Annotated in this window: 16 protein-coding genes; 14 read left to right on the forward strand and 2 right to left on the reverse strand. The window is 61.7% G+C overall.

The window, feature by feature from the left end; all coding sequences use genetic code 11:
* Positions 1 to 51: 51 nt before the first annotated feature.
* The 10 genes from RG2_RS13360 to RG2_RS13405 all read left to right on the forward strand — a co-directional run bounded on the left by RG2_RS13360 (position 52) and on the right by RG2_RS13405 (position 10286).
* Complete coding sequence (locus tag RG2_RS13360; RefSeq protein WP_230590039.1) at positions 52 to 1260, forward strand: glycosyltransferase 87 family protein; 1209 nt, start codon at positions 52 to 54, stop codon at positions 1258 to 1260.
* Positions 1261 to 1630: 370 nt separating this feature from the next.
* Entirely contained in the window at positions 1631 to 1951 is a 321-nt protein-coding gene (gene mihF, locus RG2_RS13365; protein WP_033232153.1) for an integration host factor, actinobacterial type, read from the forward strand.
* 60 nt (positions 1952 to 2011) lie between these two features.
* Entirely contained in the window at positions 2012 to 2608 is a 597-nt protein-coding gene (gmk, locus tag RG2_RS13370; protein WP_033232152.1) for a guanylate kinase, read from the forward strand.
* Between the two features lie 73 nt (positions 2609 to 2681).
* A complete protein-coding gene (gene rpoZ, locus RG2_RS13375) occupies positions 2682 to 2981 on the forward strand; it encodes a DNA-directed RNA polymerase subunit omega (protein ID WP_033232151.1) in 300 nt (99 codons plus the stop codon).
* Positions 2978 to 4273 (forward strand): bifunctional phosphopantothenoylcysteine decarboxylase/phosphopantothenate--cysteine ligase CoaBC, encoded by a 1296-nt coding sequence (gene coaBC, locus RG2_RS13380; protein WP_033232150.1) that lies wholly within the window; start codon positions 2978 to 2980, stop codon positions 4271 to 4273. Before rpoZ ends, coaBC begins: the two co-directional genes overlap by 4 nt.
* Before the next feature lie 175 nt (positions 4274 to 4448).
* A complete protein-coding gene (gene metK / locus RG2_RS13385; RefSeq protein WP_033232149.1) occupies positions 4449 to 5663 on the forward strand; it encodes a methionine adenosyltransferase in 1215 nt (404 codons plus the stop codon).
* A gap of 25 nt (positions 5664 to 5688) precedes the next feature.
* Complete coding sequence (locus RG2_RS13390; RefSeq protein WP_174557357.1) at positions 5689 to 7707, forward strand: primosomal protein N'; 2019 nt, start codon at positions 5689 to 5691, stop codon at positions 7705 to 7707.
* 173 nt (positions 7708 to 7880) lie between these two features.
* A complete protein-coding gene (locus tag RG2_RS13395) occupies positions 7881 to 8984 on the forward strand; it encodes an ABC transporter substrate-binding protein (RefSeq protein WP_080711636.1) in 1104 nt (367 codons plus the stop codon).
* A gap of 78 nt (positions 8985 to 9062) precedes the next feature.
* Entirely contained in the window at positions 9063 to 9656 is a 594-nt protein-coding gene (locus RG2_RS13400) for a PadR family transcriptional regulator (RefSeq protein ID WP_045067677.1), read from the forward strand.
* A 96-nt stretch (positions 9657 to 9752) separates the two neighbouring features.
* A complete protein-coding gene (locus tag RG2_RS13405; protein WP_033232146.1) occupies positions 9753 to 10286 on the forward strand; it encodes a glutathione peroxidase in 534 nt (177 codons plus the stop codon).
* 87 nt (positions 10287 to 10373) lie between these two features.
* On the opposite strand, the gene RG2_RS13410 is transcribed toward RG2_RS13405, so the two are convergent.
* Entirely contained in the window at positions 10374 to 10562 is a 189-nt protein-coding gene (locus tag RG2_RS13410; RefSeq protein ID WP_051730343.1) for a hypothetical protein, read from the reverse strand.
* Between the two features lie 220 nt (positions 10563 to 10782).
* On the opposite strand from RG2_RS13410, the gene RG2_RS13415 reads away from it, so the two are divergent.
* Together RG2_RS13415 and RG2_RS13420 are read left to right on the forward strand one after the other, a co-directional pair.
* Entirely contained in the window at positions 10783 to 11238 is a 456-nt protein-coding gene (locus tag RG2_RS13415; RefSeq protein WP_033232145.1) for a MarR family winged helix-turn-helix transcriptional regulator, read from the forward strand.
* Positions 11235 to 12656, forward strand: coding sequence for an MFS transporter (locus tag RG2_RS13420; RefSeq protein ID WP_033232144.1), 1422 nt, complete (start codon positions 11235 to 11237; stop codon positions 12654 to 12656). Before RG2_RS13415 ends, RG2_RS13420 begins: the two co-directional genes overlap by 4 nt.
* Positions 12657 to 12668: 12 nt before the next feature.
* Here the strand turns inward: RG2_RS13420 and RG2_RS13425 are convergent, their stop codons facing one another.
* Positions 12669 to 13313 carry a TetR/AcrR family transcriptional regulator gene (locus tag RG2_RS13425; RefSeq protein ID WP_051730342.1) on the reverse strand — a complete coding sequence of 215 codons (645 nt, stop codon included), beginning with the start codon at positions 13311 to 13313 and terminating at the stop codon, positions 12669 to 12671.
* Positions 13314 to 13438: 125 nt separating this feature from the next.
* Between RG2_RS13425 and RG2_RS13430 the strand changes: the two genes are divergently transcribed.
* Positions 13439 to 14878: an MDR family MFS transporter gene (locus RG2_RS13430; RefSeq protein WP_033232143.1), complete on the forward strand. Its 1440-nt coding sequence runs from the start codon at positions 13439 to 13441 to the stop codon at positions 14876 to 14878.
* Between the two features lie 69 nt (positions 14879 to 14947).
* Entirely contained in the window at positions 14948 to 15913 is a 966-nt protein-coding gene (locus RG2_RS13435; RefSeq protein ID WP_033232142.1) for an esterase/lipase family protein, read from the forward strand.
* Positions 15914 to 16092 lie beyond the last annotated feature (179 nt).

Here is a 16092-nt window from a genome sequence, read left to right on the forward strand (position 1 = left end):
AGCGATCACGACGTATCCAGTGGTGTCGGATCGCGGTGGTACCGTCCTGCGGTGAGTGGATTGGACGGATTGTGGACGCGTCGCTGGTGGCGCGTCGGGGTGCTTGTTGTGGTGTGTGGGTTGTTGGCCACCGCGTTTCAGGCTCTGACCGGTGTACACGGCGACGACCTCGCGGTGTACCGGACGGCCGGGCAGGCCGTCTTGGATGGCACAAACCTCTACGACGGCTCGTTCAACGCCCGATTGCCGTTCACGTATCCACCGTTTGCCGCCGTCGTTGCCGTCCCGGTGGCGATCGGCACCTGGGGTTTCATGCAGTGGACGTGGAGTTTCATCAGTCTTCTGATGCTGGCCGCGATCATCGTACTGAGCTACCGGGGAGTGCCGCTCACACGTAAGCGACCGCTGTCGGTGTACGTGGGATTCCTGATTCTGTGGACGATTGCGTCGCCGATTTCGGATCACCTCGGGTACGGGCAGGTTGGACTGTTTCTGACGTTCCTGTGCCTGATCGACGTCCTCGCGCGGCCGAAGTGGCTGCCCGAGGGCGTCCTGGTCGGCATAGCCGGAGCTGTCAAACTCGTGCCCATCGTCTACCTCGGCTACTACGTCATCACCGGGAAGTGGAAGGCCTTTGCGGGCGGCGCTGCGGGTTTCGCGGGAGCAACCGCCGTAGGTTTCGCGATACTGCCACGAGCGAGCCTCGACTACTTCGGTGACATCGCATCGCTGTCGGGACGCGTCGCCGTGGGAGACCCGGCGGTCTTCGGAAATCAGTCGCTCCGTGGAATGGCGCTGCGGGTGCTTCCCGACGCCATGGTGGGGCCTGTGTGGCTGGCTGCGTGTGTTGTTCTTGCCGGGCTGGGGATTCTTGCGACTCGGCGTGTACAGCGCTTACGCGGGGATCTGGCGGCGTTTACCGTGGTCGCGCTGCTTGCCGCTGTAGTGACACCTATCGCGTGGACCCATCATTTCGTGTGGCTGGTGCCAGCCGTTGGCGTGCTCTTGACGCCGCCGCGGGGGAGGAGCACGATTCCCGCCTGGTCGTTGGCCGCCGCTGCACTGACTGCAGCAGTGGTGCTGTTCCGGTTGCCGCGCGTCGGCGCAGACCTCGACGTCCCGGTTGTCGGCTTTGTCTTGGAGAATTCTTTACTCTGGGTTGCGTTTGCTGTCCTCGTAGCGTTGGTCGTACCGGGTGCGGACCGAAATGCCGGTGCCGACGCGAGCGCCGGCGATCCGAAATCTTCGCTTTCTGCGTGAGTTTCGCTCGCGACACGCGCAAACGCGTCGAATTGCGTCGAAAAATTTGACTGTGGCACCGGGCACGTTTGGTGGCGGTGCGGCCGACGCCTGGGGCAACCTTGGGTGCTATTCGGTAGATTTACCGAAAAGCCCTGTGTTACAATAGTTTTCGCAATCATATTAACGTCCATGTTGTTTTGTTTCGGTCGAGATAGCGCTGTCGTGCACATCGATTTCGAGATACGTTTCAGAGCGCATAACCCACCGTGATCTGCACCGGACCGCGGGGGGTGGGTTAGCAATTCGCGCCAGGCGTGAGTACGGTCGCTATCGCTGCTGGTTATCCAGTGGAATAGACAAAATTTGCACACGACGAGACGGAGGAACCGTGGCCCTTCCCCAGTTGACTGATGAGCAGCGCGCTGCTGCTTTGGAGAAGGCAGCTGCTGCCCGCAAGGCCAGGGCTGAGCTCAAGGAGCGCCTGAAGCGTGGCGGCACCGACCTTAAAGAGGTCCTCAAGGACGCCGAAGACAACGAAATCTTGGGCAAGATGAAGGTTTCTGCACTGCTCGAGGCTTTGCCGAAGGTGGGCAAGGTCAAGGCTCAGGAGATCATGACCGAGCTGGAGATCGCTCCGACCCGTCGCATCCGCGGCCTCGGTGATCGTCAGCGTCGGGCTCTGCTCACCAAGTTCGACTTCGAGGTCTGAGTCGAACCGTGAGAAAAACTGGCGCAACAGTAGTGATGAGCGCTGCGAAAACAGTTTCTTATGAGTGCTGAGGCTGTGTCAGAGAGCAAGACTGCAGTGCGGAGGGGTCGGCTGGTTGTACTAGCCGGCCCCTCGGCTGTCGGTAAGTCGAGTGTGGTCCGCGAACTGAGGACTCGGTTGCCCGAGTTGATGTTCAGCGTGTCGGCAACGACCCGCGATCCTCGCCCGGGTGAGGTGGACGGCAAGGACTACCGCTTCACCACTCGCGACGAGTTTCAGCGGATGATCGATTCCGGTGAGCTCCTCGAATGGGCCGACATTCACGGCGGACTGCAGCGATCGGGCACACCAGCGGCTCCCGTCGAAGAAGCTCTCGAAGCAGGACGACCCGTACTGGTCGAGGTCGATCTGGCCGGAGCCCGTGCGGTACGCAAGGCAAAACCCGAAGCTCTCCTGGTGTTCATGGCTCCGCCGAGTTGGGATGTTCTCGTCCAGCGACTCACCGGGCGAGGCACCGAATCCGACGAGGTCGTCGCGAGGCGCTTGGAGACGGCGCGAGTCGAATTGGCCGCCCAGGACGAGTTCGACACGGTCATCGTGAACGAGGATGTAAGCCGTGCTTGCGATGAGTTGGTATCCTTGTTGGTTGGGAACTGATTTTCATCCATCCAGGTGCATAAAATCGATTCATGTAGGCCTTCATTCAAGATCTAATTCAGGAGACACAAGAGTGAGCAGCACTTCAGCCGCATCCGCCGCAAGCCAGGGCGCTCTGCCTGCCTACGACACTCCGCTCGGCATCACCAACCCGCCGATCGACGAGTTGCTCGAACGCACCTCCTCGAAGTACGCCCTGGTCATCTACTCGGCCAAGCGTGCTCGCCAGATCAACGATTACTACAACCAGCTCGGTGACGGCATCCTCGAGTACGTCGGCCCCCTCGTCGAGCCGGGCCTGCAGGAAAAGCCGCTTTCCATCGCGCTGCGCGAAATCCACGCTGATCTGCTCGAGCACACCGAAGGCGAGTGAGCACGTCGTCTGCCGCTCCCGAATCGGTTTCGGGCACCGGGGGAGTAGCGGAAACTTCCGGTACGGCGCGTAAACGCATCGTTGTCGGTGTCGGCGGGGGTATCGCGGCGTACAAAGCGTGCGCGATCATCCGCAGCTTCACCGAGAGTGGTCACCACGTTCGCGTGATTCCCACCGAGTCCGCACTGGAATTTGTCGGCAGAGCAACTTTCGAGGCGCTCTCCGGCAATCCGGTGCACACCGGTGTCTTCGCCGATGTACCGCAGGTGCCGCATGTCCGACTCGGGCAGGAAGCGGACCTTGTTGTCATCGCGCCGGCTACGGCCGATCTGATGGCACGTGCCGTCATGGGCCGAGCTGACGATCTGTTGACCGCAACATTGTTGACCGCTCGTTGTCCCGTCGTCTTCGCTCCGGCGATGCACACCGAAATGTGGGAACACCCCGCAACGGTGTCCAACGTCGCGACCCTGCGTTCGCGCGGAGTCCACGTGATCGAACCGGCATCAGGACGATTGACCGGCAAGGACACCGGTGCTGGTCGCTTGCCCGAACCCGACGAGATCGTGGGCCTCGCGTCGTTGCTCCTCGAGCGCAGCGACGCTTTGCCTCGTGACCTCGAAGGTCGTCGAGTTCTGGTCACCGCCGGTGGTACCCGCGAACCGCTCGACCCGGTTCGTTTCCTCGGCAACCGCAGTTCGGGCAAGCAGGGGTACGCCCTGGCTCGCCTGGCCGCGCAGCGAGGTGCACAGGTCACGCTGATCGCCGGATACACGGCCGATCTAGCGGATCCAGCAGCTGTCGACGTCGTCCACATCAAGACCGCCGAAGATCTTCGATTGGCCGTCGAGAAGCATGCCCCCGGGCAGGACGGCATCATCATGGCCGCTGCCGTCGCCGATTTCCGGCCCACCACGGTGGAGGGAAGCAAGATCAAGAAGGGTGCAAACGAACCCGACTCGATCCCCCTGACGCGCAACGCGGACATCCTTGCCGGCCTCGTCGAATCGCGTCGGGCCGGTGACCTTGCCGCGGACACCGTCATCGTCGGATTTGCGGCTGAGACCGGTGACGCACACGGTGACGTCCTGAGTTACGCCCGTTCGAAACTTGCTCGTAAGGGCTGCGATCTCCTTGTGGTCAACGCAGTCGGCGAGGGCAAGGCATTCGAAGTTGATCACAACGACGGTTGGCTTCTCGGCTCCGACGGATCCGAGGCGGCACTGGAACACGGTTCGAAAGCGTTGATGGCCAGCCGCGTGCTGGATGCGCTCATTACGTTATTCCCGTAGAGGGGTGAGGGGCTTCTCACCCGTTTCGGGTGAGCGTAAGGGTGTTGCGCCGAGCGTTCAACGGATATCGTCGGCGCAGCTACACCCTGAATAAGCGACAAAACGGCCACCACACGGTGGTCGTGTTATTTCAATAAGCTGTAGTCATGAACTCAAGGCGTCGAGAGGGAGATCTGTGAGCAAGTCCGGCAGTCGGCTATTCACCAGCGAGTCCGTCACCGAGGGGCACCCGGACAAGATCTGTGACGCGATCAGCGACTCCATCCTCGACGCGATCCTCGCGCAGGATCCGCGTGCCCGCGTCGCCGTGGAGACACTCGTCACCACTGGCCAGGTTCACGTCGCCGGTGAGGTCACGACCACGGCATACGCCGACATCCCCAAGATCGTCCGCGACACAGTTCTCGAGATCGGGTACGACAGCTCTGCCAAGGGCTTCGACGGCAACTCGTGCGGTGTCAACGTCGCGATCGGTGCTCAGTCCCCGGAAATTGCTCAGGGCGTTGATCATTCGCACGAAGCTCGGGTCGACGGAACTCTCGACGACGAAATCGACCGTCAGGGCGCCGGCGATCAGGGCCTGATGTTCGGCTACGCCACCACTGATACGCCGGAACTGATGCCGCTTCCCATCGCGATGGCTCATCGCTTGTCGCGTCGTCTGACCGAGGTTCGCAAGAGCGGCGTCCTGCCGTACCTGCGTCCGGACGGCAAGACTCAGGTCACCATCGAGTACGACGGTGACAAGCCGGTTCGTCTCGACACCGTCGTCATCTCCACCCAGCACGCCGCAGACATCGACCTCGACAACCTGCTCACCCCGGACCTTCGCGAGAAGGTGCTCAACTCGGTACTGGCAGACATCAATGTCATTGATCTGGACACCTCCGACGTGCGTCTGCTCGTCAACCCGACGGGCAAGTTCGTGCTCGGTGGCCCGATGGGTGACGCCGGTCTGACCGGACGCAAGATCATTGTCGACACCTACGGCGGAATGGCTCGCCACGGCGGCGGCGCATTCTCCGGCAAGGACCCGTCAAAGGTCGACCGCAGTGCGGCATACGCAATGCGCTGGGTTGCCAAGAACGCCGTTGCGGCCGGCCTCGCCGATCGCATCGAAGTTCAGGTTGCCTACGCGATCGGCAAGGCTGCTCCCGTCGGCTTGTTCGTCGAGACGTTCGGTACCGAGAAGACCGACCCGGCTCGGATCCAGCAGGCCATCACCGAGGTATTCGACTTGCGGCCCGGAGCGATCATCCGCGATCTCGATCTGCTTCGTCCGATCTACGCACAGACTGCGGCGTACGGTCACTTCGGACGCACCGACATCGATCTCCCGTGGGAGAGCACGGATCGTGCGGACAAGCTGCGCAGCGCAGCAGGTCTCTGATAACTGACGTACAGACGGGGCGCGGGTGGGCGCGGAAAGAGTAGCGGCAGAGGTTGATCCGGTTGCCCGGGTGCTCCCGATGCTCCCGCTCGCCCACCTCGACCGAGAGTTCGACTACCTCGTTCCCCGTGAACTCGAAGCGGATGCGCAACCCGGTGTACGGGTGCGCATCCGCTTTGCTGGTCGTCTGGTCGACGGGTTCATCGTCTCCCGCGAGGCGACCAGCGATCATCAGGGCAAATTCGGGTGGCTCGAACGTGTCATTTCGGCCGAGCGAGTCCTCACTGCCGAGATAGCGCAACTGGTCGACCGCGTTGCCGAACGCTATGCAGGCACCCGGGCCGACGTGCTTCGACTAGCCGTTCCGCCGCGTCACGCCAAGGTGGAAGGCGAGCCGTGGGAACTCAGCGGTGACATCGCCGCGCCCACACTGGACGAACGAGGCTGGCACCTCTATCAGTACGGCGACGCGTTTGTCACCGCTGTCCGCGAACTGCGTGCTCCGCGAGCGGTGTGGCAGGCGTTGCCCGGTGAGGATTGGCCACTGCGGTTGGCGGAACTCGCCGGTTCGGTAGCGGCGGCAGGCAAGAGTGCGGTCATCGTCGTTCCGGATCAGCGTGATCTAGATCGAGTTCTTGCCGCCTGCGAGAAAGTATCCGGACCTGAAGCGGTAGTAGGACTTTCAGCGGGACTTGGCCCGGCTATGCGCTATCGGCGGTGGCTTGCGGCCCTTCGCGGAAGCGCCCGCATCGTCGTCGGCACGCGAAGCTCCGTTTTTGCCCCCACGCCGGACACCGGCCTTGTTGTCGTGTGGGACGACGGCGACGACAACCTGTCCGAGCCCCGCTCGCCCTACCCGCACGCCCGTGAGTCCGCGGTATTGCGGGCGCATGTGGCCGGGTGCGCCGTGGTGATCGGCGGTTTCTCCCGAACTGCGGAGTCTCAGGTGCTCGTCGATTCGGGGTGGGCCCACGATTTGGTCGCCGCTCGGGATGTGGTCAGGCACTGCTCACCCAAGATCACCGCATTGGCGGATAGTGATCACGCGTTGGCCCGCGACCCCGGTGCGAGGGCAGCACGGTTGCCGGCGATCGCTTTTGCCGCGGCCAGGCGAGCATTGGCCGACGGCCGTGGCGTGTTGGTGCAGGTGCCGCGTCGTGGGTACGTTCCGACACTCGCGTGCGGGAAGTGCCGGGCGCCGGCGCGGTGCCGCCGTTGCAACGGACCGTTGGCGTTGCCATCTGCAGCAGGTCCCGACGGTGCCGGAATTCCCGAGTGCCGCTGGTGCGGCGTCGCCGACGCGGCCTACCGATGCCATGCGTGTGGAGCCAAGGCGTTGCGTGCCGTTGTGGTCGGGGCGGGCCGAACAGCTGAGGAACTCGGTCGCGCGTTCCCCGGGGTGAAGGTTGTGCTGTCCGGTGGCGGCGATGTGGTCAAGGAAGTTGCCCAGGGCCCGGCGCTGGTGGTCTCGACCGTCGGCGCGGAACCGGTGATGACCGGGGGCTATGGTGCTGCTTTGTTGCTCGACGGGTGGGCATTGCTCGGGCGCGCAGATCTTCGCGCCGAGGAAGAGACTCTGCGGCGCTGGATGTCTGCCGCCGCCTTGGTGATTCCACTGTCCGACGGTGGCGAGGTAGTAGTGGTCGCGGATTCGGGAATCCCGACAGTTCAGGCTTTGGTCCGGTGGGATCCGGTTGGGCACGCCCGCAGTCAGTTCGACGAACGCGACGAGGTCGGCTTTCCGCCTGCCGTCCATCTGGCGGCCATCGACGGTGGTAGCGCCGCGATTACTGAACTGGTCGCTTCTGCCGATCTGCCTGCGAGCGCGGTTCTCCTCGGGCCTGTGGAATTGCCTGCGGGGGAGAGGCTTCCGTATTCCGGTGAGGACGAGGCGGGCGTAGCTCCCGAGCGTCTGCTGATTCGAGTGCCGCGCAAGGACGGCCGGGCACTGGCTGACGCTCTAGCTCATGCTCGCGCAGCCCGGAGCGCCCGAAAATCCTCCGGACCTGTGCGTATTCAGATTGACCCGCGTCGAATCGGCTGAGAAATTTCTTGGTGGCCTGGCGCTTTGCATGATTGCGGATGTGTGCTGCCTATACTGACCACTGTCTGACGAGGGAATACCGGTGAGAATCCGGAACTGACGCGCAACGGCGATGGGATTTCCCACGAGTCCGAATACTCGTCCGGCACCACATCGAGGATGGCGATTGCCACATGTCGGGCTCCGCGACCGAGCCCCTGATCGAAGGACGACTTTCCGTGCCCACCGCACCACTGACGCGCGCACTCACTGCCGCGACCGGATTGCTCTGCACCACCGCACTACTGACCGGGTGCTCCAGCGCTACTGCGCCGGACGCCGCGACCCCGACTACCGTTGCTGCTGATGCAGCGGGCCCTACAACTTACCCGTTGACACTCGAAAATTGTGGTGTGTCAGTGACATTCGATTCGGCGCCGCAACGAGCTGTGTCGCTGTACCAGAGTGCGACGGAGATTTTGCTCTCGCTCGGTCTCGGCGACCGGATGGTAGGCACCTCCACCTGGTTCGATCCTGTTCTCGCTCCTCTCGCGGCCCAGAACGACCTGGTGCCGAGACTGGCCGACAATGACGCGTCGCTCGAAGTGGTACTCGACACCGAACCCGATCTGGTGACGTCGGCGAGCGCCCACACCTTCACCTCAGCCGTTGTTGCGGAACGCTCCCGATTCGCGGAACTGGGAGTTCCCACGTATCAGTCGCCGTCTGTCTGTACCGATGCCGTCGTGGAGGGGGAGAACGTCTCGCGTACCGCGACTCTGACCATCGACACGCTGTACCGGGAGATTCGTGAGCTGGCGGCGATCTTCGACGTGCAGGATCGTGGCGCAGAGTTGATTGCCGAACTGCAGTCGCGGCTATCGGAAGCGGCGGCCGGTGTTGCCGGTTCGGGAAGAACGCTCGCTTTCTGGTTCTCCGGACTCGAGGCTCCGTACATGGCCGGATGTTGTTCGGCCCCAGGTCTTCTTGCCGACGAGGCAGGCGCCGTCAACGTATTTGCGGATCTGTCCGACGACTGGCCGGAAGTGAGTTGGGAAGCGGTAGCCGACCGCGACCCGGATGTGTTGGTGCTCGGTGACCTTCACCGTCGGCGAGTAGACGGTGATTCGTTGGAAACAAAAATCGCCTTTCTCGAATCGAATCCGGTGACCGCGCAGATGACTGCCGTGCGGAACCGCAACTACGTCACATTGTCCGGGGCCGAGATGGATCCAGGGATCCGCGAGATCGACGCACTGGAAAAACTCGCAGACGGACTGCGCTCGACGGTGGGCTGATACTGCTCGAGACATTGCACCTTCGATCTGTGCGATATATCGTCGAACTATCAGCGATATCGGCGAAGGGTAGCAACAATGGACAGGCATTTTCCCGACGGCGACCGTGGGCGCGGGCATCGTCGAGGGCGGTTCGGGCCCGACGGCGGACCTGGCCCAGGGTTCGGTCCCGGCGCGCACTTCGGACGTGGGCGCGGACGCGGCGGGCGCGGGCGTCGAGGTGACGTTCGCGCGGCTGTTCTGCTCCTCATTGCCGAAGAACCGATGCACGGCTACGAACTGATTCAACAGATCGTCGAACGCAGTGGCGGAGTGTGGAAGCCGAGTCCGGGATCGATCTACCCCGCACTGTCGCAACTCGAAGACGAAGGCCTCGTGATCATCGACAAGGTCGCCGGACGGAAGACTGCAAAACTCACCGAGGAAGGTGCCGCGTACGTCGAGCAGCACCGGGCGGATCTCGGTGCACCGTGGGACGAGGTTCGCGACAGCGTCGGCGCTCCCGAGCAGGATCTGCGTGAGCTGATCGGGCAACTGATGGGTGCTGCCGGTCAGGTCGCCGCAGTGGGTACACCAGCGCAGGTCAAGGCCGCTGCCGATGTTCTGATCGAAGCGCGTCGAGCGTTGTATCGCGTTCTTGCCGACGACGGGTCCACCGATACCGACAGTTGAGTGCGGCACTCGTGTTGGTGTGTCCGGTCACTATCGCCGGCGAAGCATGAACTACCTTGGGTAGCAATATAATCACTTCGATAATCAGGAGAGTTCATGAGTGTCCACGACTTTGCCGTCAAGGCTGCCGACGGATCCACCGAGGATCTGAGCCAGTACAAGGGCAACCTTCTGTTGGTCGTCAACGTGGCAAGCAAGTGTGGATTCACACCGCAGTACGAGGGCCTCGATGCCCTGTACCGGGAGAACAAGGACCGCGGCCTTCGGGTCATCGGATTCCCGAGCAATCAGTTCGGAGATCAGGAGCCTGGCCAGGACGCTGAGATCCAGGAGTTCTGCAGCACGACCTACAACGTCACCTTCCCGGTGTACGCAAAGATCGAGGTCAACGGCGACAACGCGGACCCGCTGTACGAGCACCTCCGCAGCGAGGCACCCGGTGAATTCGGGCCCGAAATCGGATTCCTGTTCGAGCATGTCAGCAAGACGCGCCCCGAGGCGATCGGTACCGACGAAGTGAAGTGGAACTTCACGAAGTTCCTCGTCGATCGTGACGGAGCGGTAGTTCGCCGGTTCGAGTCGACGGTCACCCCCGAGCAGATCGCCGAGGAAATCTCCGAGCTGCTGTAATTTTCGGAGCTGCTGTAAGCAGGTCTACCAACTGAATATTTAGTCGCAATCCCGGGAGCCCCTGCGTGGTCTCCCGGGTTTGCTGTCTTAAGCGTCGGACCTGTTGATTTCGATCGCACAACGCAGCACAACGTGCCAAAGTTCGTCGAGATCGACGTCGGCGATTGCGAAACCTTTTGCGGTGGAATGGTGGTCTTGCCCGATCAATCCGGCTAGTTCGGCGAAACCCGGGTGCTGACGTACAACCTCGTATTGGTTCCAGGTTCCGTAGGCCATGAGTTGGCAGGTTTTGTTGATCCACAATTGGATGGGTGCGTACCGGAGTCCATAGGGGTGGCTCGCAACGTCATGTCACCTCACAAAATTTGACAGATAGTCTGTTGAACACAAAATTTGACAGATAGTCTGTTGAAAAAATTTCGATAGAGACAGCTCACATCCAAGACCTTAGAAGAAATAAGCAGCTACCCTGGCTAATGAGACTAGGGAGAATCGCATGGACGAACGTGCCGACCGGCTGCGGGAAGACGTGGCGCTGTTCAGTCGAAGGATTCGGACGAAGAGTTCCGGGCATTTGTTGACTCCAACCCAACTGCAGGCACTTGCGCATCTGGATCGGGTGGGCGCGATGAGTGCGCGTGCGCTTGCCGATTTGGAGCGGGTAGTCCCGCAAACCATTGCGCGTACTGTGCTTCTCCTCGAGGAGAAGGGGATGGTGACGCGCACCGTCGATCCACATGATGCTCGCGCGAGTTTGATCTCGATCACGGACATCGGCCGTAGGACCCTGGACGTGGACCGCGCCGCCCGTAGTGAATGGCTTACGTCCGTGCTGACGGAGGAGTTCACCGACGTCGAACGTGAGTTGCTTTATCTCGCAGGACGTTTGCTGCGGCGTGCGGCTGAGTCGACCGATACAACACCGGCGCAGGAGTCAGTGATGCGCGCATGACCGCCGTCGAGGACCAGGCAGATACCAAGGCCTTGCCTGTTCCGTTCCGGGTGAGTGGTGCGGCAGCGACCGGCAGCATTCTGCAACCGCTGAATTCGTCGATGATTGCCGTGGCAATTGTTGGTATCGCCGCTCAGTTCGGTTCGAACGGCGGCGTTTCCTGGATCATCTCCGCGATGTACATCACGACCGCTGTTGGTGCCCCCATGATGGGTCGGCTCGGTGCATTGCTGGGCGCTCGTCGGGTATTTCTCGGAGGCTTAGCCCTGGTCGCCATCGGATCGTGCGTCGGGATGCTTGCCCCGAATGTCGGTTGGTTGATCGGTGCGTACGTGATCCTCGGATTCGGCATTTCAGCCCACATGCCCAACGCGATGACCATGGTCCGCAGCTACTCCGAGCGCTACGGGCGCCAGCCGCGTACAGCGATTGCAACGTTGGTTGTCTGCAGTCAGTCCGTTGCAGCTCTTGGTCCCACTGTCGGTGGTCTCCTTGTGGGGGCTTTCGGGTGGCAATCGATCCTGTGGGTGAATCTTCCCGTCGTAGTGCTCAGTGCTGTTGTGGTTATGCGTGCTGACGTGGGCTTTGCCGGCGGTGGGCGAGTGTCGGTTCGGGAAGCGCTCCATGCTCTCGATGTGGTCGGAATCGGATTGTTCCTCGTGACGATCACGTCGACGATGGTGCTGCTGGTTTCGTTGCCGGGGAACCCGACGTGGTGGCTGCTTCCCGTTGCGGTGACGGGACTCGGTCTCTTTGTCTGGTGGGAGCACCGCGCTCCGGAGCCGTTTCTGGATGTCGAGGCCCTGGCACGTAACCGCGCGCTCAGTGCCACTCTGGGTCGGACATTGCTCACGTACACGTGCTTCTACTGCGTCTTTTTCGGAATTCCGCAATGGCTGCAGTACGCGCGGGGGATGAGCCCGATCGAGGCCGGCTTGACGATGCTGCCCGTCGCGGGGGTCAGCGTGGTGGCCACCATGATCGGGTCTCGCACATACCGGCGGTACGGCGCCCGTCGCACTCTGTTTGTCGGTACGTGTGCGCTGCTGGTCGGCGGGGTGTTGATCGCTTCGGTCGAAAGCTCGACTGCACCGGTCTTGGTGCTTCTCCTTGTTGCCGCGGTACTTGGTATACCGAACGGTTTCAACAACATCGGCAATCAAAGCCTGATCAATGCGGTGACAACCGTGGACGAAGTTGGTGCTGCGATCGGCGTTTACCGCACAGTCGCGTTCATCGGCGCGAATCTTGCGGTTGTGGTGTTGCAGGTAACGGCCGGTCATCAGATCGACGACGCTGGTCTGCACCGGACTGGTTGGTTCATCGCAGTTTCAGGATTGGTCCTTCTTGTCGGGATCATGTTCTCGCGCAACATGGGACCGGCCCGCGCTGTCGATTCCCCGACTTCGTCTGCCTGATCTCGCTGTCGATCAGCTCGCTGCGGCGCGTCGCAGATCTTCGCACGTGCTCCGGTAAATCTGTGCCAGATCAGCCTCGGCGCCGTTGTCCAGGCGTTCTGCCCAGGTATCGACCGCGATACGTGTTGTCATCGCGGCACTTTCGACGAGTAGTCGAGCGTAAGGGCGGGCATTCTCGCCGCCAAGTTTGATGGCAACTCGGTCCGTCAGTTGGATCAGTGCCATGGATTCTGTGGCAAATGACGATGCGCACAGATGGGGGTCGGATGCGAGGAGGCGTCGAACTCGCAGTATTCGATCTCGCCTGTCAGGAGAGGCCTCCAGTCTCTCGATGATGTTCCCGTAGATTTCCTGCATCCCTGTCAGAGTCACGTCGTCGGCAGGGATCGCATCGAGCCATTCGACGATTTCCGTCTCGAACTCGACCTCGACGCTGAGGGCCGAGTCTTCCTTGGTGGCGAAGCATCGAAAAAATGTGCTGGGCGAGACTCCGGCGCGGCGCGCGATTTCGTCAACCGTCGTCGCCGACGAGCCGTGGAGTTCGAAAAGTTCCAGAGCGGCCCGGGATATCTCGAGGCGAGTTTCCTGGCGGCGGCGTTCCCGCAGGTCGGGAGCGCGTTTTGCCGCGGGGACCTTGACGCTGTCGTGTGTGGTCATCCGCAGTCCTCCATGCGGCTCAACTTACCAGCCGAAATCAACTTGACAGTGACTCTCAAGATGATTGATATTGTCAGTTAAATAAGTTGATTTGTCTTCTAAGACCAGAGAGTTCTCAGTAGCGCATGCATATTCAAGAGACGGAAGCCCAACCGGAATCGGTTGACCTCGACCGCGGTAGCAAATTGTTGATCACCGTGCTGGTCGTCGCAGCGTTCGTGATGATCCTCAACGAGACGATCATGAGCGTGGCACTGCCACGTTTGATGGTGGACCTGGATATCACCGCCAGCACAGCACAGTGGCTGACCACTGGATTCATGCTGACCATGGCCGTCGTGATTCCGACGACGGGCTACCTGTTCCAGCGATTCACTCTCCGGCAAGTATTCGCAGCAGCGATGACGCTCTTCAGCGTCGGCACGCTCCTCGCGGCGTCCGCACCCGGATTCGAACTTCTTCTGGCGGGTCGAGTGATCCAAGCCGGTGGTACCGCCATCATGCTTCCACTCCTCATGACCACGGTCCTGCGTGTTGTTCCCGCTCATAAGCGCGGCGCCATGATGGGCGTCATCTCCATCGTGATCGCCGTCGCTCCGGCGATCGGTCCGACACTCTCCGGTGTGATCCTGCGATCGCTGGACTGGCGCTGGATGTTCTGGCTTGTGTTGCCGATCGCCCTGGTTGCGTTTGCCATCGGCTCCGCGTTGGTCAAGAACCTCACCACTACCGGCGCAGCACCGTTCGACGGGTTGTCGGTTGTATTGTCCGCGTTGGCATTCGGTGGCATCGTCTACGGACTCGGTAGTCTCGGACATTCCGCCGAGGGATCCGGCGTGCCGGTGTGGGTACCGCTGGTTGTCGGTGTCGTGGCGCTGGTCGTGTTTGTTCTGCGTCAGTTGTCGCGGCAAGAGGACGGGCGCGCCCTCCTGGACATGCGGCCATTCCTCACGCCGACGTTCAGCATCGGATTGGCCATGTTGGCGATCAGCATGATGGCCCTGTTCGGTGCGCTGATTCTGCTGCCGTTGTACCTGCAGAATGTGCTCGGCCTCGACACGTTGAAGACCGGTTTGTTGCTTCTCCCCGGTGGTTTGCTCATGGGCATTCTGGCACCGTTCGTCGGTCGGGTCTTCGACCGCGTCGGTCCGCGCCCGCTGGTCATCCCCGGTGTCGTCGTGGTCAGCGCCGCGTTGTGGCTGATGACGCTCCTCGACACGGAGACCGGCTTGCCGATGGTTGTCGGCATCCATTCGATGCTGATGGTGGGTCTGGCATTGGTGATGACTCCGCTGATGACGTCGTCGCTCGGATCGGTCCCGTCGGAGTTGTATTCCCACGGCAGTGCGATTTTCAATACCGGTCAGCAGTTGGCCGGTGCGGCGGGAACCGCGTTGTTCGTCACGATCATGTCGAACACAGCCGCCTCCCAACTCGCCGATGGTGCGACTGACATCGCTGCTCAGCAATCGGGTATCCACACCGCATTCATGTGGGGTGGCGTCATATCCCTGATCGCGGTGGCAGGTTCGTTCTTCATCCGGAAGCCGGCAGTGACCAGCTAGGGATGCGTGTTCGTCTGCACTTATGATTGGCCTTGGTGTGGATCGGGATCGGGGCGGGAGTGCTGAACTATGTCGGGTAGAACAAGAATTGCAGGATTGGTGTTGGCTAGCGCCTGTCTGGTGGCGCTACCAAGTGTTGCCGGCGCGCAGTCCGGGGCGAGCGTTCCCACACACGTCGGACCGGCACAGATAAGCCGTCACGCGGCAACCGCATATGCAGAGACTCGCCCCGATTCGGCGCCGGCCGGGTCCAATAATTTCGACTGCAGGCCCACGGCCGAGCATCCACGTCCGGTGTTGCTTGCACATGGCACGGACACTCAGGCGTACACCGACTGGGCGGCTGTGGCGCCTGCCCTCGCTGCCGATGGCTATTGCGTTTTTGTTCTCAACTACGGCGGGGATCCTGAGGAAGATACCTTCGGCGTCGGCGACATCGTCTCGAGTGCAAGCGAATTCAGTGCCTTTGTCGATCAGGTGAGATCGAGGACGGGCGCTGATCGCGTCGATGTCATCGGGTACTCGCAGGGCGCCACGGTAACTCGGTACTACACCAACAAACTTGGTGGTTCGCAGTTTGTCGACCACTGGATCGGGCTGGCCTCGCCGACGTACGGCGGTGTGATGTTCGGGCTCGTGCCGCTCGTTCGGGCAATACCCGGCGGCGAAGAATTTGTCGAGGACACTTTCTCGGTTGCCGTGCGCGAGCAGATGGAGGGATCGGATCTGCTACGCAGCCTCAACAACGGCGGCGACACCGTGCCAGGGGTGCGATACACCACCATCGGCTCGCAGGTCGACGAAGTGATCCAACCGTCAGGCAACATCGCGTTGCGGGACTCAGGCGCCGAGAACATCGTCCTGCAGGACCTGTGCCCGCAGAACCTGACCGGGCACTTCCGGATGCCGTACGACCCTTACGTGATCGACATCATCCGCACCTCGCTCGATCCCGATGCCGAGCGGCACGCACCGTGTACGGCCGTCCCGCTCGGCACCGATATTCCGCAAGTGGTGATCGACGCAAATTCCTGACTTCTGCACTCGATTACGACCCCAGAAGTTGCCGACAGTCACGACCGATATGCCGCGCGGTACAAGCTGGGCTCAGCACTCCCTAGACTGAGGGTTCCATTCGTACAAAATCCGGGAGCGCTTTCGTGACTTGCAGTCCACCACGTTCGAGCGGCCAGCGAGCTGATCACAGTCTCGGC

Origin of the sequence: Rhodococcus globerulus NBRC 14531 (assembly GCF_001894805.1) — a bacterium.
GTDB lineage: Bacteria > Actinomycetota > Actinomycetes > Mycobacteriales > Mycobacteriaceae > Rhodococcus_F > Rhodococcus_F globerula.